We start from the raw sequence: 22,459 nt of genomic DNA on the forward strand, positions 1-22,459 counted from the left end.
CCTGCCGACTTTCCTCCCGCACACGGATCAGGGCCTGCGCATTGGATCTCGCCGCACTGCGTCGCTGGTGGCCGCTCGCCGCCGTCCTCGCGCTGCTCTTCGTCACCTCGCTGGCGGCCACCCGGTCGGCGCCGCAGCTGGAGCGGTTCAACCCGGACGCCGACGGGGCGGCCGCCGAGACCGCAGCGCCGCTGCTGCCGCCGACGCCTGAGGCGGCGCAGACGGCGACCCACGAGCCGGTCGAGGCGGCCCGCGGGCTGCCCGACTGGCTGGGTACCGCGGCCTGGATCGTCATCGTGGTCGCCGGGCTGGCGGTGATCCTGCTGGTCGCCTGGGCCGTCGTCCGTGACCGGAGCCGGCGTCGCGTGCGGCGGGGCGCCCGCGGGGCCGTGCCGCGTTCGGACGCCCGTACGGCCGAGGACCTCGTCGCCGCGCTCGACGCCGGCCTGCAGGAGCTGTCCGACACCGACCGCGACCCTCGCCGCGCCGTCATCGCCTGCTGGGTACGCCTCGAGCAGGCCGCGGCGGCGGCCGGCACGCCCCGGCACGCCGGCGACAGCCCCACCGACCTGGTCGCCCGCCTCCTCGCCGAGCAGCGGGTCGAGGCGGCCGTGCTGACCCCGTTCGCCGACGTCTACCGCCAGGCCCGGTACGCGACCCACACGGTCGACAACCAGATGCGCCACCAGGCCCGCACCGCGCTGGAACAGTTGCGCGCCGACCTCGGGGCGGGGGTGGCCCTATGACCCGGGACGACGGTGGTCTCGAGGACCTGTTCGCCGGCGGGGCCGAGCGCCCGGCCGAGGAGGCGCCGGAAGCCCCCGCGAAGCCGCGCTCCCGGGTCGGCTGGGTGCTGCGCAACGCGCTGCTCGTCGCCGTCGCGACCGCCGTGACCGTGGCGGTCCTGCGCTCCCAGGGCATCAAGGTGTCGGTGCTGCTCATCGTGGCCGCGTTCGCCGCGTTGCGGCTGCTCATGCTGGCGGTGTCCGAAGTGGCCCCGCCACCGCCCCCGCGGGCCCGCAGCCGCAGGGGTGAGGAGAGCGCCGACTACCGCTGGGCCGGCAACGACACGCTGCGCATCGCCGTACGCCGGTGGGAGCAGCAACTGGACTGGTCGCACGACGACGCCGAGCGCTTCTCGCGTATCGTGCTGCCCGCGCTCACCGAGTTGGCCGACGAGCGCCTGCGGCTGCGGCACGGGGTCACCCAGGCCTCGGATCCCCGGCGGGCCCGCGAGCTGCTGGGCGAGCCGCTGTGGCAGGTGCTGCACGACCCGGGACGGCGGCCGCCGAAGGCCCGGGAGATGTCGGCGGTCGTCGACGCACTGGAGAAGATCTGAGAAGGGTGGATCGGTGACGGACGCGAGCGTGGAGGCCCTGCCGCCCTACGAGGTGGGCCGGCTGGCCGGCGCGGTCCTCGACTCGGTCGGCAGCGTGGTGGTGGGCAAGCGGGACGCCCTCGAGCTGGTCCTGGCCGGCATCCTGGCCGGCGGCCACGTGCTGCTGGAGGACCTGCCGGGGCTGGGCAAGACCCTGACCGCCCGCTGCTTCGCGCAGGCGCTCGGGCTCGACTTCCGCCGCCTGCAGTTCACCCCGGACCTGCTGCCCGCGGACGTGACCGGTTCCTTCCTGTACGACCAGCGCAAGGGCGACTTCGCCTTCCGGGCCGGCCCGGTGTTCACGAACATGCTGCTCGCCGACGAGATCAACCGGACGCCGCCGAAGACCCAGGCGGCGCTGCTGGAGGCGATGCAGGAGAAGCAGGTGTCGGTCGAGGGCGTCACGTACCGCCTGGACCCGCCGTTCCACGTGCTCGCCACCGCCAACCCGATCGAGTACGAGGGCACGTACCCGCTGCCCGAGGCGCAGCTGGACCGCTTCATGCTGCGGGTCTCGTTCGGCTACCCGACCCAGGACGAGGAGTGGGACGTCCTGCGCCGCCGCATGTCCCGCCGCCAGGAGGAGGCGCAGCTCGCGCCGGTCGTGAACGCCCGCACGCTGCAGGCGATGCAGGGCGCGCTGGAGTCGGTCGCCGTCGAGGACTCCATCGGCCGGTACATCGTCGCGCTCACCTCGGCGACCCGGGAGCACGCCTCGGCGCTGGTCGGCTCGTCGCCGCGCGGCTCGCTGGCCCTGCTCCTGCTCGCCCGGGCCCGAGCGGCGATGGTGGGCCGCGACTACGTGGTGCCGGAGGACGTCAAGGACGTCGCCGTGCCCGCGCTTGCGCACCGGATCACGCTGCGTCCGGAGATGTGGTTGCGCCGCGTCGACCCGTCGTTCGTGGTGCAGGAGGTGCTGCAGAACGTGCCGGCGCCGGCCAGCGGGGCACTGCCGACGTACGCGGGCGGGTACGCCGAGCAGTGACACTCATCGACCCGCCGCCGCTGCGGGCCGCGGTGCCCCCGGCCGGGGCGGCGGCCGACGAGGGCTGGGCGCCCCCGGCCTGGGTGCCGACCCGTGCCCTGGGCCGGACGGTGCTGCTCACCGGCCTGCTGCTGGTGCTCGGCGTCGCGCTGGGCCGGGTCGACCTCGTGCTGCTGGCCGCGCCGTTCGCGATCGGGGCGGCCATCGGGCTGCGCCGGATGCCGCGCTCCGCTCCGGAGCTGCGGATCGACGCCGACGAGGAGCACATCGTCGAGGGCGGTGAGGTCACCGCCGGCGTGACCGTCGCCAACCCGGACGTCATCGCGTACGACCTGGTGGTGCTGCGGACCCGTACCTCGCCGTGGCTGGACCTGGAGGATGCCGACCGCCCGTTCGCCATCTCGGTCGCGCCGGACGGCTGGACGGCGGTCGAGCTGCCCGGCCGGGCGCTGCGCTGGGGCCGGCACGCCGTGGGCCCGGCTGCCGCGCGGGTGGCCGCGTGCGGCGGCCTGCTGGCCTGCCGTCCGGTCGTCGTCCCGGCCCGGGGCGTGCGGGTCTACCCGGAGACGGAGCCGTTCGCGGCCACCGAGGCGATGCCCGCGGCGGCCGGCCTGGTCGGCAACCACCGGTCGCGGCGGCCGGGCGAGGGCGGCGAGCTCGCCGGGGTACGCCCGTTCGCGCCGGGCGACCGGCTGCGTCGCATCGACTGGCGGGTGTCCCTGCGCACACGCGACCTGCACGTGGCGTCGACGCTGTCCGACCGCGACGCCGAGGTGCTGCTGCTCCTCGACGTGCTGGGTGAGGCGGGGGCGTCCGGCGGCGTGAAGGGCAAGGCGTCCGTGCTCGACACGACCGTACGGGCGGCCGCCGCGATCGCCGAGCACTACCTCCAGCGCGGCGACCGGGTCTCGCTGGCCGAGTACGGCTCCTCCGCCCGCCGCCTGCGCCCCGCAACCGGCCGCCGGCAGTACCTGACGGTGCTGGAGTGGCTGCTCGACGTCCGCGCGGACACCACGGACAGCGAGCCGTACGAGCACGTCTTCGGCGCCCACAACGTCTCGTCGGACGCCCTCGTCGTGGTGCTGACCCCGCTGGTGGATCCCCGGGCGGCGGACATGCTGGCCGGGCTGGTGCAGTCCGGCCGCTACACGGTGGCCGTCGACACGCTGCCGGAGGGCGCCGCGCCGCCGCAGCGCAGCCAGTGGACGCCGCTGGCCACCCGGCTGTGGCGGATGGAACGGGAGAACGTGCTGGGCCGGCTGCGCGAGCACGGCGTACCCGTGGTGACCTGGGCCGGGGCGGGCAGCCTCGACCTCGTGCTGCGCGACGTGGCCCGGCTGGCATCCGCGCCCCGGGGGCGCTGACATGTTCGACGGCATCGCCAACCGCCTGGCCCGCACCCGTACGGTCGTCACCCGGGCGACGGTCCTGCCGCTCGTGGTGCGCTGCGGCATCGGGCTGGCCTTCTTCGCCGCGATGACGGTCGCCTGGCCGGTGACGCTGGTGGTCAGCCGCTACCTGGTGCTGTTCGCCCCGGTCGCCGTCTACCCGGCGTTCGCGCCGCGCGGCCGGGGCCCCACGGTGGCGATCGTCGCCGTGGTCGCGGGCTGGATCATCGACACCACCTGGTACGACGCCCGTACGGCGCTCTGGCGGGTGCTGGCCATCGCCACGCTCACGTACGCGGGGCACACCCTCGCGGCGCTGGCGGCGGTGCTGCCGTACGACTCGATGGTGAACGCCGACGTGCTCACCGGCTGGCTGACCCGGGCGGGTCTGACGATCCTGATCTCCGCGGTGCTGACCGTGCTGGCGCTGGGGCTGACCGCCGAGCTCGCCGGCGGCGCGTTCGTCCTGGCGACTCTGGTCGGCCTGGCAGCCGCGGTGGGGCTGGCCCTGCTGCTGGGCCGGCTCCTGCGCCGTCCGTGACCGCCCCCGCGCAGCACGTTCCCAGCGAAATGAAACCGAAATACGGGCGTTACGACTCTTGACTTCCGGGGTTGTCCTTGGTCACAGAACCGGGCACGGGACCGGTCCCGGCGGGACAATGAACATGTGAAACCGCAACGCATCGTGGTCGTCGGGGCAGGACACGTCGGGCTCTACGCAGCTCTGCGCCTGTCGAAGAAGCTCAACCCGCGGCGCGCGGAAGTGATCGTCATCGACCCGCAGCCGCACATGACCTACCAGCCGTTCCTCCCGGAGGCCGCGGCCGGCAACATCTCGCCGCGCCACTCGGTCGTGCCGCTGCGTCGTGAGCTGAAGCGGTGCCACATCGTCTCCGGCGAGGTCACCCGCATCGAGCACGCCCGGCGGACGGTGACCGTGCAGCCGATCGAGGGGCCGGTCAAGGAGATCGCGTACGACCACATCATCGTGGCGCCGGGCTCGGTCTCCCGCACCCTGCCGATCCCCGGCCTGCGCGAGCGCGGCATCGGCTTCAAGACCATCGGCGAGGCCATCTACCTGCGCAACCACATCCTCGACCGGCTGGACGTCGCCGCGGCCACGCCCGACCCCGAGGTGCGCAAGGCGTCGCTGCGGTTCGTCTTCGTCGGCGGCGGCTACGCGGGCGTCGAGGCGCTCGCCGAGATGGAGGACGTGGTCCGCGACGGCCTCAAGTACTACCCGGAGCTCGACAAGGACGAGGTCCGCTTCATCCTCGTCGAGGCGTCCAACCGCATCCTGCCCGAGGTCGGCCCGGAGATGGGCGCGTACGCCGCCCGCCAGCTGCAGAAGCGCGGCATCGACATCCGCCTCGAGACCCGCATGGAATCCTGCGTCGACGGCGAGGTCCACCTCTCCGACGGCGAGGTGTTCCGCAGCGAGACGATCGTCTGGACCGCCGGCGTCAAACCGTCGCCGATGCTCGACCACACCGACCTGCCGCGCGGCCCCCGCGGGCACATCACCTGCCTGCCGACCCTCCAGGTCGTCGACGGCGACCGGGTCCTGGACGGCGCCTGGTCGGCCGGCGACTGCGCCCAGGTACCCGACCTGACCAACCCGGGCGCCTGGTGCTCGCCGAGCGCCCAGCACGCCGTCCGCCAGGCCGCGGTCCTCGCCGACAACATCCGCCAGGTCGTCTACGGCGGCACCCCCAAGAACTACAAGCACAAGTACGCCGGCAGCGTCGCCAGCCTCGGCCTCTACAAGGGCGTGGCGAAGATCTACGGCGTGAAGCTCAAGGGCTTCCCGGCCTGGCTCATGCACCGCACGTACCACATGAGCCGCATCCCGTCGTTCAACCGCAAGGTCCGCGTCCTCGCCGACTGGACGCTGGCGTTCGTACTCAAGCGCGAGGTGATCTCGCTGGGCCAGCTGCACGAGCCCCGCGAGGAGTTCACCGACGTGACCCCGCCGCTGACCGACAACCGCGAACCGGTAGCCGCCGGCCGCCGCTGACGACCCGCCCCGATCCCGCCCGGCCATGTGCCGGGCGGGATCCGGCCCCTACCCCGCGGTCCCGACCGGCCGTCCGTGCCCGGTTCGCGATCGTGGCCGTCCGGTCCGTGCCCGGTTCCGCCCGGCCGACCGATCCCTGCGCTTGCGTCTCCCGGAGCGTGATCCTTCCGATTCCGGCCGATCCGGCGTCGTGCCGGCTGGTCCGCACCGGCTACGGTGAGCATCAGCGCACCGGCCCGGGTGGTGGAACGGCAGACACGGCCGCCTTAAAAGCGGCTGCCCAAAAGGCGTGCGGGTTCGAGACCCGCCCCGGGCACCCTGAAGATCCGCATGAAGATCATCGGCCGTTGTTTGAGGTTCGTTGCGTGCCCCACCCCGGGCACGCACAGCGGCCAACGGCCCGGCCCCGCCGAGGTCAAGCCGGGACCCCCGCGATCATCGCCCGCCCGATCGCGTTCTTCCGCCGGTTGACCACGCCGGCGAAGTTCACCAGCATGCCCAGATAGACGACGGTCTCCGATGCCCACATCGACACCTCCGAGCCGCCGTTCTCCCGTGGCCGGATGGTGATCGACATGGTGATGCCCCGGTGGATGCCCCGCCGGCGCATGTTGATCGTGCCGGGGCCGGCCGTCGAGGTCCACAGCACGGCGCGGGGCCCGGTGAACGCCTCCTGGGCTACGCGGGCCGCCTCGTTCGGGTTGAGCGGCGTGTCGACGACCGTTGTCGCCACCGCCCGGCGTGTTTCGACCAATTGCCAGGCGAAGATGCCGATCGGGCCGGCCACCGCGAGGAAACAGAGAAAGCCTTCCATTGTCAGGTCCTTTCGGGAGGGTTGCGAAGCTCTTGGACGCGTTGCCACTCGTAACCGGTGAAGCCGGCGCCGGGCAGGCCCCGCGCCTGTTTGACGGCGATGCCGGCGTCGACCAGCACCAGCGCACCCGGGATGCGCAATGCGTCGCCGCCGTAGAGCTCCCACACGACACCGGCAGCGCCGAGGGTCGCGAAACCACCGCGGTCGTTCTCGACCAGTGCGGCGAGGTCGGCGAGGAAGCCGTCCCGGTCCTGCTTGGCGTCCTCGATGAGTTGCGCGATGCGGTCCCACAGCGCGGCGGGGTCGACCCGGCTGTTGAGCGTGTCGAGCCGGTGACGGCCGAGGGTCTCCAGCCACGGGAGCATGTCGGCGGGGAACCGGGACCGGGCAGTGCGGCGAAACATTCGCATGGCTCTGTCTGACGGACCGGTCCGTCAGAGAACGGCATGCCGCGAACCTCGTACGGCTATCAGTCGCCACCCGATGCCGAGGTACGTGGCTGGTACTGCGGAAACGACGGGTGCGGGGTGCGCGAAGAGACGCCGCCCGCGTCCTGGCCGTACGCGTGCCCCGAGTGTGGGCATCCGGCCGACCCCTGGTTCGCCGAGCCGTGGGAGCACGAGGCGGTGATCTACGAGTACCGTCACCGGACCGCGTACGACACCAGCCCGACCCGCCGGGAGATCGCCCGGGTCCAGGCGCACGTGTGGGCGTACAAGGATGCGGGCTACCGCGGCGACCGGGCCGGGCTGCGGTACGCGTGGCAGGCGTGGCGCAGGGTCCCGGACCCCTTTTTCCTGGCGCCGGAGATGGTCATGCTGGCTGCCGATTTCGAGGACTTCGACGGCGCGGCCGAGTACGTGCTCGAGCGTCATCCGCTGATCGACACCCGCGACCTCGAGGAGCACAACCAGCGGCGCACCGAGGCACGCCACTTCCTCTCGATGTGCATCGCGCTGCTCGAACGGGAGTCCTTCGCGGGGCACCCGCGTGCGGCCGAGATCGACGCCGCGATGCGCGACATCGCCCGGCGGGCCGCCGGCGTGCTGACGGACCATCACCAGCGGAGCTTCCAGCGGATCCGGGAGCTGCGCGACCGCCGCCGCTTCCGGGCCGCGATCCGCCGCACCAGGGCGGAACGGGTGGAGGGTCTGCCGCCCATCGGTGACCCCGAGGCGGACGCGGCGATCGAGCACGCCGACCTGCACGACGACTTCGGCCCGCTGGACGACCTGATCGCCCGCCGTGGGACACCCCTTCTGCGGGCCCGGCGGCACGTGCTCCGCGGTGACCTGGAGGCCGCTCTCGGCGAGCTGACGGACCGGCGGCCGGAGACCCTCGCGACCCGTGGCCTCCTGGTCGCCCGCGAGGACCTGGACCGCGGCATCGACCTGTGCCGTGCGGGCCGCCGCGCCGGCCGTACGTGGTGGCGCCGCACGACGCCGGCCGACGGCCCGCTGGCCCGACTCCTCCTCGTCCGTGCGCTGAGCGCCGAGGGCAGCGCGCTGAGCGCCGAGGGCAGCGCGCAGAGTTCCGGGGGCGGCGACCTCGCGGAGGCGGTCCGGCTGGTCCGTCACGTGGACGATCCGCTGCTGCGCCAGGAGGTGCTCGCCGCCCGGGACGCGCTGACCGGTCGCGGCTCCGCGGAGCACCGGCAGGCGGCCTGGCGTACGGCGGCGGACGCGCCCGGCAGCCCGGCCGCCCAGGCCCGGCTCGCCCTGGCCTGGGCCGAGTGGGCCGCCGGCACCGACGTGCCCGAGTTCGCCGCCGAGGCGTACGAACGGCTCGTCGCGCTGGCCGCCCGGGACGCCACCGCACGTCGGGGCGCCGGCGCCCGGGACCGGGTCCTGCTCGCCGCCCAGGAGTATGCCGAGGAGGCCGGCTACTGGCTGGCCCGCGCCGGCCGCTTCCGGGAGGCGGTGCTGGCGCTCGAGAGGGGCCGCGCCGTCGCCCTGTCGTCAGGGGAGGGTGAGGTCGGCTACGAGGACATCACCGCGCAGACCGGCGATGGCGCCATCGTCTACCTGGCGGCGGCGCAGGCCGGTGGCTATGCCCTGGTGGTGGCCGCCACGCACGACCCGCAGTACATCGATCTGCCCGGCCTCGACCGCCCCACGGTCGCCGCGCTGACCAGCCGGCCGCCGGACCCGGCGGGCTTCTCGACCCGGCTGGCACGCGACCTCGCCGCGCCCGCTCCGGCGGCCGCCGACCCGATGGCCGAGGGTCTCCGGCTGCTGTGGCGCAACGGCCTGCACGACCTCGTCCTGCTGAGCGCCCGCGGCCGGGTGGTGACGCTGATCCCGGTCGGCCTGCTCAATCTCCTGCCCCTGCACGCGGCCGGCGAGCCGGCCGAGGAAGGCGGCCACCGGCACATCGCCCAGTTCTCGGCGATCCGGTACGCCCCGAACGTCCGTACCCTGGCCCGCTGCCGAGCGACCGCCGCGGGACTGCTGACGAACGAGCAGACCCTCCTGGCCGTCGACGCCCCGGACGGCCACGGCAGCCACCTGCAGCACGTGGCCCGGGAGACGACCGAGGTGACCCGGCGCTGGACCGGCCGGGCGGCGACGGCGGTGCACGGATGCACCTGGACGGAGTTCCGCGACGCCGCCGTACGGCACACCGTCTGGCACCTGGCCTGTCACGGCGACGCCGAACCGGAGGACATCTACGCCAGCCGGCTGTTCTTCGCCGATCGTGCGGTGACGCTCGCCGAGGTGGCCGCCGAGCTGAGGCCGGACCCGCGCCGCCTGGCGGTGCTGTCCGCCTGCCACACCAATCTGGTCGGCTCGGCCATGCCGAACGAGGTGGTCGGCCTGCCGTCGGCGCTGCTGCAGATCGGGTTCGCGGGCGTGATCGCCACCGGCTGGGCGGTGGACGACCTGGCCACCACGTACCTGATGACCGCTTTCTACCACTTCTGGTGCGTCGACGGCGACGAGCCCGCCGTGGCCCTCCACCGGGCCCGGCACTGGTTGCGCACCGCCACCCGCGCCGATCTCGCCGCGCTGGTCCCGGAGGTGGTGCCTCCGCCGGGCGATCATGCGTACGCCCAGCCGCGGTTCTGGGCGCCGTTTGCATACACCGGCGCATGAGGAGCCCGCAGATACCTGGCTCGAGCGGGCTTTTTCAGGTCGTTCACAGGTTCCCCAGGCGGTTTTGTGCTGGTCCTCGGCATACCCTGGGGTAAGCACGACCCCTACGTGCCTCAACCTCAAAGGGAGGCTGGACACAGTGAGAACTTCGAACCCGGTGCTCTCGCGCCTCGGCCAGGCGGCCGAGCGGGAGCGCTCGACCGGATACGGACCGTACGGACCGCCCGCCGGTCAGCCGGGTTACGGTCAGCCGTACCCGTCGGGCCCGGGCTTCCCGGCCGCGGCCCCCGCGGTGCAGCCCATGACGATCGACGACGTCGTCGTCAAGACCGTGACGTTGCTCGGCATCACCGGCGTCTCCGCCGTCGCGGCCTGGAACCTCATCCCGCAGAGCCTGCTCGGCGCGGCGTGGATCGGCGCCGCGGTCGTCGGGCTGGTGCTCGGCTTCATCATCAGCTTCAGCCGGATGGCCAACCCCGCTCTCGTCGTCGCGTACGCGGTGGTCGAGGGCGCCTTCGTCGGCCTGGTCAGCAAGTTCTTCCAGGAGATCGCCGGCTATCAGGGCATCGTGCTGCAGGCGGTGATCGCCACCTTCGGCGTCTTCTTCCTCATGGCGTTCCTGTACCGGGCCCGCGTGATCCGGGCGACGCCGAAGTTCCAACGCGGCATGATCGCCGTCATGGGTGGCCTCTTCGCGGTCATGCTGATCAACCTGGTGCTGTCGCTCTTCGGCGTGCACACCGGCCTGCGCGACAACGGCGCGCTCGGCATCATCTTCAGCATCGTCTGCATCGTGGTCGCCTCGCTGAGCTTCATCCTCAGCTTCAACGAGATCGAGGAGGGGGTCCGGATGGGCCTCCCGCAGCGGTACTCGTGGACGGCGGCGTTCGGCATCCTCGTCAGCCTCATCTGGCTGTACATCGAGATCCTGCGGCTGCTCAGCTTCCTGCAGGGCGACGACTGACCCCGCCGGGACGACCCGGCACCGGCGAACGCCCGGCCCGCACCCGCGGACCGGGCGTTCCGCTGTCCGCAGCCGGTCCGCCTGCCCGCGCAGCCCGCGCCGGCGGGCCGGGCGTGGGGCTGTCCGCGGACCGCTTTCCCAGTCCTCGCGCCGCCCAAGCCGCCTGCCGCGGCCGGCCTCCTCAAGACCCGCGGCCCCCCGGTTCCCGCGGCCCGGCGGTCAGGGTCCGTCGTGGTGGTCCGGGTTCACCGACGGCAGGCTTCGTCCCAATTGCGCAAGCGGCGACAACGCCATCAGCACAGGCGACACCAGCATGCCCGCAGCCGCGACCACCAGCGCCGTGCGGAACCCCGTCTGCGCGGCGAGGAAGCCCCCGAGCAATGACCCGACCGGCGCCAGCCCCATGCCGGCGAAGCTGATCGTCGCGGACACCCGGCCCTGCAGCGCCCCCGGGGTCAGCGCCTGCCGAACAGCCATGATCATGACATTGACCAGCTGACCGAGGGCGCCGAAGACCAGGTTCACGGCGATCAGCGCCACGACGGTACCCACCGATCCGCCGTGCAACGCCGCCACGCACAGCATCACGCCGTCACCCACGGCCGCGGCGACGACCAGCACCGGCCCGTACCCGAGACGGCTCGGGAGGCGAGCCGCCAGCAGCGAACCGATCAGCGCGCCCGGCCCGGTCGCGGCGAGCGTCAGTCCGATGGTCGCGCCGGACAGGTGCAGCTCGCGTGGCAGGAACAGCAGGTACGCCGTCATCGTGGCGGCGAAGAAGAACTGGAATGCCGCCGAGGCGAGGCACACCGTACGCAGCGAGGCGTCGCCGGCCACGAAGCGGAGGCCCTCGTGGATCTGCCGGTGGATCCGCGGGCGGCGGTGGGGGCGTGGGGGCAGCTCCTCGCGCTGCCGCATGCGGGCGATGGACACGAACGACGTCACGAAGAACGCGGCGCCGGCCGCGACGGCGGCGGGTGCGGACAGCAGGGAGGTCATCGCGCCGCCGAGGGCGGGACCGCCGATCTGGGCCGCCGACCTGCTGGCCTCGACCGCGCTGTTCGCCTGCAGGAGCTGCTCACGCCGGACGAGGCGGACCAGGCCGGCCTGGTAGGCGACGTCGAAGAGCACCGACAGGGAACCGACGGCGAACGCGACCATCAGCAGGGCCGTCAGGTTCAACCCCCTCACCAGGGCCGCCACGGCGGCCGCGCCCAGCACGAGCGCACGGCCCAGGTCGGTCAGGGTCATGACGGTGCGGGTCCGCCACCTGTCCACCCACACGCCGGCGAAGAGGGTGAGCAGCAGCTGCGGCGCCTGCCCGACCGCGCGCAGGACGCCCAGCTGATCGGCGCCGACCTGCAGGGTCAAGACCGCGAGGAGCGGCAGGACCGTCAGGCTCGTCTGCTCGCCCAGCTGGGAGGCGGTCTGGCCGGCCCAGAACGTACGGAAATCGGCGTCGCGCCGCAGCTGCGGCGCAGAGGGTCGAACGGAGGACACAGTGATCCCTTGGATGGCTGCGGACAAGGCCCACCGACCGTCGACGATCGGTGGTGGCGCTCGCTGTGCCGCGCGATTCAAGGGCAGCACGCGATGACAGGCCGATGGCGGCCTCAACGGTCAACGCGTGCTCAACGACCGGGCATGTCTCAGCTCCTCGTGGCTCCTGGCCCCCGACCCTAGCCGGTGCGGCGCGGATAGGGTGGCCGGGTGTCTGCCGAAGAACTCCGCGTCGCGGTCCAGCGCCTGCTCAGCCAGGTCGGCCACTGGGAGACCGGCCGGTGGGAGGCCGCCGGGCCGTCCGGCGGCACCCGCGCCGATCACGTGTACGGGCTGGTCCAGCGCCTTGCCGACCTGGGCGCGCAGGCGGAACACCGCACCCCGCGGCCGGTGCCCCGGGAGCCGGACATGATCCTGCCCGACCAGCTGCGCGTGATGACCGACGACCTGCTCGCGGCGGGCGCCCCCGACGACGTCCTGGCCCGGGCGGCGGCCGACGTGCTCGCCGTACGCAAGGCACTATGAGATCCGCCGGGCCCGGCGCGTCGAGCGCAGCCGGACCCGGCGGACGTTTCTGGGGTGTCAGCTCAGGCGCTCGAGCACCATCGCCATGCCCTGGCCGCCACCGACGCACATCGTCTCGAGGCCGATGCTCTTGTCGTGCCAGTCGAGCGAGTTCAGCAGCGTGCCGGTGATGCGGGCGCCGGTCATGCCGAACGGGTGACCGACCGCGATCGCGCCGCCGTTGACGTTGAGCTTCTCGATCGGGATGCCGAGGTCCTGGTACGACGGGATGACCTGGGCCGCGAACGCCTCGTTGATCTCCACCAGGTCGACGTCGCCGATGCCCATGCCGGCCCGCTTGAGCGCCTGCTTGGACGCCTCGACCGGGCCGAGTCCCATGATCTCCGGGGAGAGCGCGGTGACGCCCGTGGAGACGATCCGGGCGAGCGGCGTGATGCCCAGCTCGCGGGCCTTGGTGTCGCTCATGATGACCACGGCCGCGGCGCCGTCGTTCAGCGGGCAGCAGTTGCCGGCGGTGACCCGGCCGTCGGGGCGGAACACCGGCTTGAGGCCGGCCACGCCCTCCATCGTCACGCCGGGGCGGGGCCCGTCGTCGAGCGAGACGACCGTGCCGTCCGGGGTGGTCACCGGCGTGATCTCCCGGGCCCAGAAGCCGTTGGCGATGGCTTTCTCGGCGAGGTTCTGGCTGCGTACGCCGAACTCGTCCATCTCCTCGCGGGACACGCCCTTGAGCTGGGCGAGGTTCTCCGCGGTCTGGCCCATCGCGATGTAGATGTCCGGGAGCTTGCCGTCCTCGCGCGGGTCGTGCCAGGTGCGGCCACCCTGCGCGTACTCGGCGGTGCGGGCGCGGGCCTCGTCGAACTGCGGGTTCTCCCAGCCGCCGCCGACCAGCGCCTGCGCCTCGGAGGGCAGGCCGTCGGAGCTGCCGCGGGCGAACCGGGACACGGTCTCCACACCGGCCGAGACGAAGATGTCGCCCTCGCCGGCCTTGATCGCGTGGAACGCCATCCGGGTGGTCTGCAGCGACGAGGAGCAGTAGCGGGTGACGGTCGCGCCGGGCAGGCCGTCCAGGCCCAGCTTGGTGGCGACCACGCGGGCCATGTTGAAGCCCTGCTCGCCGCCGGGCAGGCCGCAGCCCAGGTAGAGGTCCTCGATGAGGGTCCGGTCGAGCTGCGGCACCTTGGCCAGCGCGGCGTCGACGATGGTGGTGGCGAGGTCGTCGGGGCGCAGGTCCTTCAGCGACCCCTTGACGGCACGGCCGATCGGGGAGCGGGCGGTGGCGACGATGACGGCTTCCGGCATGGCCCAACGTTAACGCGCCGGTAACTTATGGCGGTAGCGCAACTTTGTCACACCGGAATGTCGTCATTCGTCATTCCTGGATCGAGCGCCGCCCGGCCGCCTGAGCCGCGTCGAACACCGCCGGATAGAGGGCGTGCGCCCACACCCGATAGCCGTCCGCGGAGGGGTGGTAGCCGTCGTAGCAGAGCGTCCCCGCGTCCGCCCGGAACACCGCACCGGTCTCCTCGGCGAGGTCCACCACCACGCCGCCGGCCTTGGACACCGCCTCCGCCTGGGCCTTCGCCACCCGCCGACCGAGCCAGCCGGTGACCTGCCGCAGCGGCTGGGCGATGGAGCGTACGGCGCCGAGGTCGGGGCAGGTCCCCACGACGACCTGGACGCCGGCGTCGCGCAGCCGCTTGACCGCGTTGAACAGGTGCTCGGCGGACTCCTCCGGGCTGCGCAGGACGGTCGCGTCGTGCGCGCCGACCAGCACCACCGCCACGTCGGGCCGGTCGCCGAGCAGCGCGCGGGCCACCTGGGTCGTCAGGTCGGCGGAGCGTGAGCCGGCCACCCCGACGCTGGACAGCAGCACATGCCGCCGGCCGGTCTCCGGGGTGCCGTCCGCGAGCAGCCGGGCGAGCTGGCCGCCGACGGTCTCGGAGAGCCACTCCACGCCGACCCCGATCGCCGCGGCGTCGCCGAGCAGCACCAGCCGCAGCGCGGGCGCCGCCGAGGGGCCCATCGACGTGCGCAGGGCCAGGCCCATCGTCGGCTTCGCGTACCGCCGGGTGCGCGCGGCTATCGCCTCGCCGGCCAGCAGGGCGACGCCGCCCACGGCCGACGCGAAGAGCGTCGTGGCCGTCGCCTTGCCGATCCGTCCGGTCAGGCCCGTCATGTCGCCTCCCTGCCGCAGTGCCCGCGCCCGCCCGGGGGCGAGCGCTGCCCGGTCCGTCACTCGACGGCCGCTTGATGATCCTCCGAGGTCCAGCCTACGGCCCCGGGACGCGACCGGCCGGTCCCGCCGGTAACACGAGTACCCATCCGGCCCGCGACATGCGCACCCGCACGCCGCCATGCGCCGCGCAGCGCCTGGGAACCGTCGGACCATCCCGCGACGGCCGCGTGCCGCGCCGTTTCCGCAGCTGAGGGCTCTGCCGAGCCGACCGGCTGCAGCGGCGCGGCCCGGTGCAGGAACCAGCTGCGCGGCTCGTCGAACCAGGGGTGCCGGCGCAGCTGCGCCCAGCGCCCGGCCGGCCCGCGCTCGCGCCCGTCGACCCGTGCCCCGCTGACCTCGGTGCCCGCCGCACGCGCCGCCTCGTGGGCGGCCTGCGGGAGCGTACGCACCCCGTCCGGCCCGGTGGCGGGAGCGCGGTCGTCCTCGCCGAGCACCGCCATCAGCGTCGGCATGATGACCGCGGCGGCCCGGGCGTACCCCTCGACCGACGGGTGGAAGCGGTCGGCGCCGAACATGCGTACCGGATCCGCCGCGAATGTCGGGCCGAGCAGGTCGCAGAGCGAGACCGTCCTGCCGCCCGCCTCGACCACCGCGACCGTCTGCGCCGCCGCGAGCTGGCGGCTCCACGACCGGGCCAGCCAGCGCAGGGGCGGTTTGAGGGGCTGGATGACGCCGACGTCGGGGCAGGTGCCCACGACAACCTTGCAGCCGACCGCGCGCAACCGCCGGACCGCGTCACCGAGGTGGCGCACGGCCGAGGAGCGGTCGGAGACGTGGGTGATGTCGTTGCCGCCGATGATGATCACCGCGACCTCGGGGTCGTGCTCGAGCGCCGCCTCGACCTGGTAGCGCAGGCCGGCGGAGACCGCGCCGACCACGGCGAGCCGGTGCAGACGTACGGGCCGGCGCAGCCGCCGGGACACACCGGTGGCCAGCAGCGCTCCCGGCGTCTCGCGAGGGCGGTGGACGCCGTAGCCGGCGGCCGTGGAGTCACCGAGGACGACCATGCTCAGGGGCTTGCCGGGGAACTTCGTCCCGTACACCCCGTCGCCGCGCGGGGGCGGCGCCTCGGCCATCGGGATGATCCGGCGGGCGTCGGCCGCCTGGCGCAGCAGCACTCCCGCCGAGAGGAGAGTGAGGCCCGCCGCGGCTCCGGTGACACCGCCGGCCACCTGACCGGCGAACTTGATCCGCCGGCGTTCCGCCTCCGTCAAGGTCATTGCCTTGTGCATGCTCTCCCTCGCTTTCGCTCGGCGGGAACCTGCCCTTCAGCCGATGCAGCACCACATCTGTGTCTCACAGCACCGGCGTACAGCGATGGTGGGGTCTTCGAGGCTAGCGCGGAAGTGCGACAAAAGTCTGAACTCTGCGCCGAGCGGGCACAACTGGCAGGTGGACGTCATGCTGGAGAGAGCGAAAGGGGACGACCATGGCCAAGACGTTGCGACGGGCTTCCGCGTTCGGCGCGCTCGCCAAGGCACTCGTGTCGGGGGCCCGCGGTGGCCCATCCCTCGGCAAGCGCATGGCCGCGCTGCCGCGGATGCTCAAGGCCACGGCACGCGGCGAGTACGACGGCGGCATGCGGGTGATCATGATGACGGCCGCGACCGCGTACGTGGTCTCGCCGATCGACGTGATCCCCGAGGCCGCGCTGTTCGTGTTCGGGCTCGTCGACGACGCCGCGATGATCGCCTGGCTCGCGGGTTCCGTTCTGAGCGAGACCGAGCGGTTCATCCAGTGGGAGAAGCAACGCGACGCCGTCCTGCCCGGGACCGTGGTGCCGTGAGCCGTAGGCTGGCCTGAGATTGCACTGGCCAGCACCGAGAAGGGCACAAAGACGTGCGGTACTACGACAACGTCGTCGAGATCATCGGGGACACCCCCCTCGTCCGGCTGCGGAGCGTCACCGAGGGTATCTCCGCGACCGTCCTCGCCAAGGTGGAGTACTTCAACCCCGGCGGGTCGGTGAAGGACCGGATCGCCGTACGGATGGTGGAGGACGCCGAGAAGGCCGGCATCCTGAAAGAGGGCGGCACCATCGTGGAGCCGACCAGCGGCAACACGGGCGTGGGGCTGGCCCTCGTCGCCCAGCTGCGCGGCTACCGGTGCGTCTTCGTCTGCCCGGACAAGGTCAGCGAGGACAAGCAGAACGTGCTGCGGGCGTACGGTGCCGAGGTGGTGGTCTGCCCGACCGCCGTCGCCCCCGAGGACCCGCGCTCCTACTACAACGTCTCGGACCGGCTGGCCCGTGAGATCCCCGGCGCCTGGAAGCCCGACCAGTACAGCAACCCGGCGAACCCGCGCTCGCACTACGAGGAGACCGGCCCGGAGATCTGGAAGCAGACCGAGGGCCGCATCACGCACTTCGTGGCGGGCGTGGGCACCGGCGGCACGATCTCCGGTGTCGGCCGCTACCTCAAGGAGCAGGGCAACGTCCGCATCATCGGCGCCGACCCCGAGGGCTCGGTCTACTCCGGGGGCACCGGCCGGCCGTACCTGGTCGAGGGCGTCGGCGAGGACTTCTGGCCGGAGACGTACGACCGCGGCGTCTGCGACGAGGTCATCGAGGTGTCCGACTCGGACTCGTTCGAGATGACCCGCCGCCTGGCCCGCGAGGAGGGCCTGCTCGTCGGCGGCAGCTGCGGCATGGCGGTGGTGGCGGCGCTGGAGGCCGCTCGCAAGGCCGGCCCCGACGACGTCGTGGTGGTCCTGCTCCCCGACGGCGGACGCGGCTACCTTTCCAAGATCTTCAACGACACCTGGATGGCCCGCTACGGCTTCCTCTCCACCGGCGACGGCACCCCCACGGTCGCCACGGCCCTGGAGTCCAAGGGCGGCACGATGCCCCCGCTCGTCCACGTCCACCCGACCGAGACGGTCCGCGACGCGATCGACTACATGCGCGAATACGGCATCAGCCAGCTCCCGGTCCTGAAGGCGGAACCGCCCGTGGTGACCGGCGAGGTGGCCGGCTCGATAGCGGAGAAGGCGCTGCTGGACGCGCTCTTCACCGGCCAGGCGCACCTGCACGACACGATCGAGCGGCACATGGGCGACCCGCTGCCGATGATCGGTGGCGGCCAGCCGGTGAGCGAGGCGGTCGCCCTCCTGGAGCACGCGGACGCGGCCATGGTCCTCATCGACGGCAAGCCCGCCGGCGTCCTCACCCGCCAGGACCTGCTCGCCCACCTGAGCTGATGGACGAAGCGCGCGGCTGCGTCGGCCGCGCGCTTCCTCAGCGCAGTTCTTCGGGGACCGACACGACGTCGACCAGCGCATTCTTACGCAGGACCGTGATCGGGAGGTTCTTGCCGATCGCGGGCCCGAGCATGAGCCGTTGCAGCGCCTGCACGGTCTGCACCGGCTCGCCGCCGGCGGTGATGAGGATGTCGCCCAGGTAGATGCCCGCCGTGCCGGCCGGGCTGCCGGGGACGACTTCCACGACCCGCAGGCCCAGCTTCTGGTTGAGGCGTTCGGCCAGCGGCGGCGGCAGCGGGACCGGGACGCCCGCGACGCCGAGCCAGGCCCGGCGGACCCGTCCGGCGCCGACGAGCTCGCCGATGATCTGGCGGGTGGTCCGGTTGATCGGTACGGCCAGGCCGAGGCCGTACCCCGCGACCGCCGTGTTGATGCCGACGACCGTGCCGCCGGAGTCGGCCAGCGCGCCGCCCGAGTTGCCCGGGTTGAGCGCCGCGTCGGTCTGGATGACGTTGTCGATGATGCGGACGCGCCGGCCGTCGCGGGCCGGCAGGGACCGGCCGAGGCCGGAGACGACGCCGGCCGTCACGGAGCCGGCGAGGCCCATGGGGTTGCCGACGGCCACGACGAGCTGGCCGATGCGCAGGTTCTCGGCGTCGCCGAGCGGTGCGGCCGGGGCGCCGAGGTTGTGCACCCGGACCACCGCGAGGTCGGACAGCACGTCGGCGCCGACCACGTCGAAGCGGGTCTCGGTCCCGTCGGCGAAGGAGGCGGTGCCGGCGTTCGCGCCGGCGACCACGTGGGCGTTGGTGAGCAGGAATCCGTCGTCGGTGAACGTCACCGCCGAGCCGGCCCCGGCGCCCCGCGGGGTACGCACGCTGAGCGCGGCGACCGACGGCAGGAGACCGGCGGCGACGCCGGTGACAACCCGGCTGTACGCGTCGAGCGCCGCGCTCTCGGCGCCCGTGTGTTCGGTGTCCATGGCATCGTCAACGCCCCCGCCGCCGCATCGATGTCCGTACGCCGTCCGCCCACGGCGAACATCGGCCGTCACAGATAGTCGCGAAGGTCGCACACTCAGTCCGATCGGCGGGTGGCGTCCGGGGGTTGTATGGGGTGCGACAGAGCTGCACTCGTCCCGGGAGGTTCGGAGAAGATGGCCATCGTCGACCAGAACATGCCGGCCGGCATCGTGGACCGGCTGCTCTGGCAGGACGCCCAGCAGATGCTGGGGCGGCACGCCGAAGCCGGTCACGACGGCAACTGTGTCTGGTGCGGATGGCGGTGGCCGTGCGCGCCACGGCGCCTCGCCGAACGCGCCGAGACCGCGTCCCGACGCCCGTGGCGCGAGGCGTGGACGCTGCGGCACGACCTCAACAGCCTGCGCGACATCCCCGGCGTCTTCGACGACAACCGGGTACGCCGCGAGGTCCGCAAGACCGACGACCTGAACCGAGGCTATTTCGACTGACCCCATCCGGCGTCGACCGGCCGGCCCGACCGTCCCCCGGCAAGGGTCCGGCCCGGCAGACGCCACCCCCGCGGTGACACCGCCGTTGCCCCGCCAGCTCGCCGGTGTCCCGCAACTGGACCCGCCCATACCGATCGACCGGCACGCCTCCGCCGGTCGGCGCCTCCGGCCAGGCACATCCGGTAAGGGCGGGCGTGGTAGGCGGGAGTGCGTGACCACAGGTTCCCCCGCATTCAATCGGTCACGCGCTCCCGCCCTCCCTCCGGGCTTGCGCAGGGGCAGCGCCGTCGGCTTGGCTCGGGGCATGGCGCTCATCGCGTACGACCACGCCGACGCCGCCGCGTTCGAGGCGACCCGTCATCTGGGCGACGACGCGCTCGGCGCGTGGCGGGAAGCGATCACCCGGTACGTGACTCTGCGGCCGGGCATGCGCCTGCTCGACCTCGGCTGCGGAACCGGAAGCTGGTCACGGGCCTTCCGCGCGTGGTGGCCCAGCACCGACGTCCTCGCGGTCGAACCGTCCGCCGCGATGCGTGAGCGGTCCGTCGTCCCCGGTGTCCTCGCCGGTGACGCCGCCGGCATCCCGGCGGACGACGCGAGCATCGACGCGGTCTGGCTCTCCACGGTGGTGCACCACATTCCCGACCTGCCGGCCGCGGCCCGCGAGCTCCGTCGGGTGCTGAAGCCCGGCGCCCCGGTCCTGATCCGTTCCGCGTTCCCGGGCCGGCACGACGGCATCACCCTGTGCCGCTTCTGGCCGGAAACGAGGGCCGCGCTGGACGACAACTACCCGGCCGTCACCGCCGTCGAGGCCGCGTTCGCCGGTGCCGGGTTCGCCACCGCGGGACTCGACCGGGTGGCCCAGGTCTCCGCGCCGTCCCTGGCGGAGGCCGCCGCCGGGCTACGCCGCGAGGCGCACACCCTGCTGCAGCTGATCAGCGATGACGCCTACGCCAGTGGCGTTGACCGGCTCCAGGCGGCCGTGCCGGCCGCCGAGGGCCCGGTGCTCGACGTGCTTGATCTGCTCGTGCTGCGCTGAGCAAGGCTCAGCGAGATGGCGTAGCGCAGCTGGGTCACCGGCTCGTCGCCGATCGGCTCGACGCGGCTCTGCCCGTCCGCGACCCACCCGCCGCGCTCGTAGAAGCGCCGGGCCCGCGCGTTGTCCGCCAGGACCCACAGCACGGCCCGGTCGCCGTACCGCGCCAGGGCTTCCAGCGCGTCGATCATCATGGCGCGGCCGACGCCCCGGCCCACGTACGCCGGATCGGCGTGGATCGCGGACAGCTCGGCGATGCCGTCCTCCTCGCTCGGACCCAGGTACGTGAACCCGGCGAGCCGCCCGCCGTCGACAGCCACGGTCAGCCGGTGCGTCTCCTGCTCCCACTTCCAGCGCTCCGCCCACCATTCGCCCAGCGCGGCCGGGGAGCCGAAGGTCAGCGCGGCGGGGGAGACGATGCCGGCGTACGCCGCGCCGCGCGAACGGTAGTGCAGGTCGCCGATGCCGGCCAGGTCGTCCTCACCGGCCGGCCGCAGGAGCACGCTCATGCGACGAACCTATCCGCGGAGGCATCGGGACCCGCATCAGGTCCTCGGCGATCACGATGTCGCCGTCGAACTCCGCGCGCGCCTCGTCGAGGAACCGGGTGCTGTCGGCGTACCGCTGGGAGAAGTGGGTGAGCAGCAGCGTGCGTACCCCCGACTGCCGGGCCACCGACGCGGCCTGGCCGGCCGTCAGGTGGCCGACCTGGGCGGCCATCACCGCGTCCTCGGCGAGGAACGTCGACTCGATGACCAGCAGGTCGGCACCCTCGGCGAGGGCGAACACGCTGTCGCACAGGCCGGTGTCCATCACGAAGGCGAACCGCTGGCCCGGTCGCGGTGCGCTGACGTCCTCGAGCGTGACGGTGCCAGCCCGGCCGGTGCGTTGCAGCTCGCCGACGACCGGCCCGCTGATCCCGTACGCGTCGAGCAGCGCGGGCAGCATGCGTCGGCCGTCCGGTTCGGCGAGGCGGTACCCGTACGTCTCGATCGAATGCCGCAGCGGCAGCGCGGTGAGCGTGCCGGCCGGGGTCTCCACCGAGAAGCCGGGGCCGACCGGCGTGGGTACGAGGTCGGCGACGTCGTAGAAGGTCGTGGCGTGCCGGAGGCGGTCGAAATACTCGTGCCCGCCGGCCGGGTAGTGCACGTGGACGGGGTGCGGCACCTTGTCGAGCGAGATCCGCTGGATGATGCCGGGCAGCCCGAGCGCGTGGTCGCCGTGGAAGTGGGTGATGCAGATGCGCCGCAGCGGCGTCACGGCGAGCCCGGCCATGAGCATCTGGCGCTGGGTGCCCTCGCCCGGGTCGAAGAGGATCACCTCGTCGTCCCAGCGCAGGTGGTAGCCGTTGTGGTTGCGGTGGCGGGTGGGCACCTGGCTGGCGCTGCCCAGGATCGTCAGCTCGCGCACGTCGCCCCCGCCCGCCGGACAAAGAACCGGAGAAATTAAGCGACCCCCGGGGACTTCCACCGAGCGCTGTCGCACGCGATGGTCCGGTCGGACAAGGCCGGATCCCCGGGGGTCGGGTGGCTGCCTGGTACTCGCCTGACCGCTGCCACACGGTCTCGACGTCCTACAAAATTTCTCGAAGCTGTCGAGGACAGCGGCTAGCGGACAGCCACCTCACGAGTCCCGTTGCTATACAACTTCGGACCACCTCCCTTCACGTGTACGGCCACGTTAACCACTGGGAAGGCCGGTCGACAACGCCTTATTTCTCACTAAGGCGTGTTTCAAAAGCCGGTCAGAGCCACTCGCTGATGATGGTGATGGTCAGGACGGCTTGGAAGCGGACGGCTAACTTGTCGTAGCGAGTGGCGACGCCGCGGTGGCGTTTGAGGCGGGCTAT

Annotated in this window: 21 protein-coding genes, 1 tRNA gene and 2 pseudogenes; 14 read left to right on the forward strand and 10 right to left on the reverse strand. The window is 72.9% G+C overall.

Translation table 11 applies throughout. The features are described 5' to 3' along the window. Nucleotides 1-41 precede the first annotated feature (41 nt). The 7 genes from IT780_RS36765 (at nucleotide 42) to IT780_RS36795 (ending at nucleotide 6,084) form a co-directional block, all read left to right on the forward strand. Nucleotides 42-746 (forward strand): DUF4129 domain-containing protein, encoded by a 705-nt coding sequence (locus IT780_RS36765; RefSeq protein ID WP_199516476.1) that lies wholly within the window; start codon nucleotides 42-44, stop codon nucleotides 744-746. Then, nucleotides 743-1,339, forward strand: coding sequence for a hypothetical protein (locus tag IT780_RS36770; protein WP_199516477.1), 597 nt, complete (start codon nucleotides 743-745; stop codon nucleotides 1,337-1,339). Before IT780_RS36765 ends, IT780_RS36770 begins: the two co-directional genes overlap by 4 nt. Nucleotides 1,340-1,352: 13 nt before the next feature. Next, nucleotides 1,353-2,363 (forward strand): AAA family ATPase, encoded by a 1,011-nt coding sequence (locus tag IT780_RS36775; protein WP_199516478.1) that lies wholly within the window; start codon nucleotides 1,353-1,355, stop codon nucleotides 2,361-2,363. Nucleotides 2,364-2,383: 20 nt separating this feature from the next. Further along, nucleotides 2,384-3,727, forward strand: coding sequence for a DUF58 domain-containing protein (locus IT780_RS36780; RefSeq protein WP_233414122.1), 1,344 nt, complete (start codon nucleotides 2,384-2,386; stop codon nucleotides 3,725-3,727). Nucleotide 3,728: 1 nt separating this feature from the next. Beyond that, the gene (locus IT780_RS36785) at nucleotides 3,729-4,292 is read left to right on the forward strand and encodes a hypothetical protein (protein WP_199516479.1); all 564 of its coding nucleotides are present in this window, start codon (nucleotides 3,729-3,731) and stop codon (nucleotides 4,290-4,292) included. 126 nt (nucleotides 4,293-4,418) lie between these two features. After that, nucleotides 4,419-5,768 (forward strand): NAD(P)/FAD-dependent oxidoreductase, encoded by a 1,350-nt coding sequence (locus IT780_RS36790; RefSeq protein WP_199516480.1) that lies wholly within the window; start codon nucleotides 4,419-4,421, stop codon nucleotides 5,766-5,768. A gap of 234 nt (nucleotides 5,769-6,002) precedes the next feature. Further along, nucleotides 6,003-6,084: transfer RNA gene (locus IT780_RS36795), tRNA-Leu, on the forward strand. A gap of 99 nt (nucleotides 6,085-6,183) precedes the next feature. Here IT780_RS36795 and IT780_RS36800 read toward each other — a convergent pair. Together IT780_RS36800 and IT780_RS36805 are read right to left on the reverse strand one after the other, a co-directional pair. Next, nucleotides 6,184-6,582 carry a hypothetical protein gene (locus IT780_RS36800; protein ID WP_199516481.1) on the reverse strand — a complete coding sequence of 133 codons (399 nt, stop codon included), beginning with the start codon at nucleotides 6,580-6,582 and terminating at the stop codon, nucleotides 6,184-6,186. A gap of 2 nt (nucleotides 6,583-6,584) precedes the next feature. Next, nucleotides 6,585-6,986, reverse strand: coding sequence for a hypothetical protein (locus IT780_RS36805; protein ID WP_199516482.1), 402 nt, complete (start codon nucleotides 6,984-6,986; stop codon nucleotides 6,585-6,587). A 123-nt stretch (nucleotides 6,987-7,109) separates the two neighbouring features. On the opposite strand from IT780_RS36805, the gene IT780_RS43350 reads away from it, so the two are divergent. Further along, a complete protein-coding gene (locus IT780_RS43350) occupies nucleotides 7,110-9,677 on the forward strand; it encodes a CHAT domain-containing protein (RefSeq protein ID WP_199516483.1) in 2,568 nt (855 codons plus the stop codon). Between the two features lie 139 nt (nucleotides 9,678-9,816). Next, complete coding sequence (locus IT780_RS36815; protein WP_199516484.1) at nucleotides 9,817-10,641, forward strand: Bax inhibitor-1/YccA family protein; 825 nt, start codon at nucleotides 9,817-9,819, stop codon at nucleotides 10,639-10,641. A gap of 219 nt (nucleotides 10,642-10,860) precedes the next feature. Here the strand turns inward: IT780_RS36815 and IT780_RS36820 are convergent, their stop codons facing one another. Beyond that, a complete protein-coding gene (locus IT780_RS36820) occupies nucleotides 10,861-12,141 on the reverse strand; it encodes an MFS transporter (RefSeq protein ID WP_307831576.1) in 1,281 nt (426 codons plus the stop codon). Between the two features lie 210 nt (nucleotides 12,142-12,351). Here IT780_RS36820 and IT780_RS36825 point away from each other — a divergent pair, with 210 nt between their 5' ends. Continuing rightward, nucleotides 12,352-12,666, forward strand: a complete 315-nt coding sequence (locus IT780_RS36825) for a hypothetical protein (RefSeq protein ID WP_199516485.1) — start codon at nucleotides 12,352-12,354, stop codon at nucleotides 12,664-12,666. A 57-nt stretch (nucleotides 12,667-12,723) separates the two neighbouring features. On the opposite strand, the gene IT780_RS36830 is transcribed toward IT780_RS36825, so the two are convergent. From IT780_RS36830 to IT780_RS36840, 3 genes are all read right to left on the reverse strand, one after another. Continuing rightward, a complete protein-coding gene (locus tag IT780_RS36830; protein ID WP_199516486.1) occupies nucleotides 12,724-13,968 on the reverse strand; it encodes an acetyl-CoA C-acetyltransferase in 1,245 nt (414 codons plus the stop codon). A gap of 70 nt (nucleotides 13,969-14,038) precedes the next feature. After that, complete coding sequence (locus IT780_RS36835; protein WP_199516487.1) at nucleotides 14,039-14,845, reverse strand: SGNH/GDSL hydrolase family protein; 807 nt, start codon at nucleotides 14,843-14,845, stop codon at nucleotides 14,039-14,041. Between the two features lie 56 nt (nucleotides 14,846-14,901). Further along, nucleotides 14,902-16,137, reverse strand: coding sequence for an SGNH/GDSL hydrolase family protein (locus IT780_RS36840; protein WP_199516488.1), 1,236 nt, complete (start codon nucleotides 16,135-16,137; stop codon nucleotides 14,902-14,904). A 197-nt stretch (nucleotides 16,138-16,334) separates the two neighbouring features. Here IT780_RS36840 and IT780_RS36845 point away from each other — a divergent pair, with 197 nt between their 5' ends. Next, nucleotides 16,335-16,691 (forward strand): YkvA family protein, encoded by a 357-nt coding sequence (locus IT780_RS36845; protein WP_199516489.1) that lies wholly within the window; start codon nucleotides 16,335-16,337, stop codon nucleotides 16,689-16,691. A gap of 53 nt (nucleotides 16,692-16,744) precedes the next feature. Beyond that, entirely contained in the window at nucleotides 16,745-18,103 is a 1,359-nt protein-coding gene (locus IT780_RS36850) for a cystathionine beta-synthase (protein WP_199516490.1), read from the forward strand. A 37-nt stretch (nucleotides 18,104-18,140) separates the two neighbouring features. Here IT780_RS36850 and IT780_RS36855 read toward each other — a convergent pair whose 3' ends face one another. Further along, the gene (locus IT780_RS36855) at nucleotides 18,141-19,085 is read right to left on the reverse strand and encodes a S1C family serine protease (protein WP_199516491.1); all 945 of its coding nucleotides are present in this window, start codon (nucleotides 19,083-19,085) and stop codon (nucleotides 18,141-18,143) included. Between the two features lie 174 nt (nucleotides 19,086-19,259). Here IT780_RS36855 and IT780_RS36860 point away from each other — a divergent pair, with 174 nt between their 5' ends. Next, nucleotides 19,260-19,574, forward strand: coding sequence for a hypothetical protein (locus IT780_RS36860; RefSeq protein ID WP_199516492.1), 315 nt, complete (start codon nucleotides 19,260-19,262; stop codon nucleotides 19,572-19,574). A gap of 304 nt (nucleotides 19,575-19,878) precedes the next feature. Next, on the forward strand, nucleotides 19,879-20,613 hold the full coding sequence (locus tag IT780_RS36865) for a class I SAM-dependent methyltransferase (RefSeq protein ID WP_199516493.1): 735 nt from the start codon (nucleotides 19,879-19,881) through the stop codon (nucleotides 20,611-20,613). Between the two features lie 20 nt (nucleotides 20,614-20,633). Here the strand turns inward: IT780_RS36865 and IT780_RS36870 are convergent. From IT780_RS36870 to IT780_RS42370, 3 genes and pseudogenes are all read right to left on the reverse strand, one after another. After that, nucleotides 20,634-21,119, reverse strand: a pseudogene (locus IT780_RS36870) (GNAT family N-acetyltransferase); the annotation flags it as partial. Further along, nucleotides 21,091-22,020, reverse strand: coding sequence for a ribonuclease Z (locus IT780_RS36875; RefSeq protein ID WP_199516495.1), 930 nt, complete (start codon nucleotides 22,018-22,020; stop codon nucleotides 21,091-21,093). The gene IT780_RS36875 and the pseudogene IT780_RS36870, both read right to left, overlap by 29 nt. A gap of 334 nt (nucleotides 22,021-22,354) precedes the next feature. Next, nucleotides 22,355-22,459 (reverse strand): annotated as a pseudogene (locus IT780_RS42370) (IS5 family transposase); the annotation flags it as partial.

This window comes from Nucisporomicrobium flavum (genome assembly GCF_016464385.1).
In the GTDB taxonomy this organism is placed as follows: domain Bacteria; phylum Actinomycetota; class Actinomycetes; order Mycobacteriales; family Micromonosporaceae; genus Actinoplanes; species Actinoplanes flavus_A.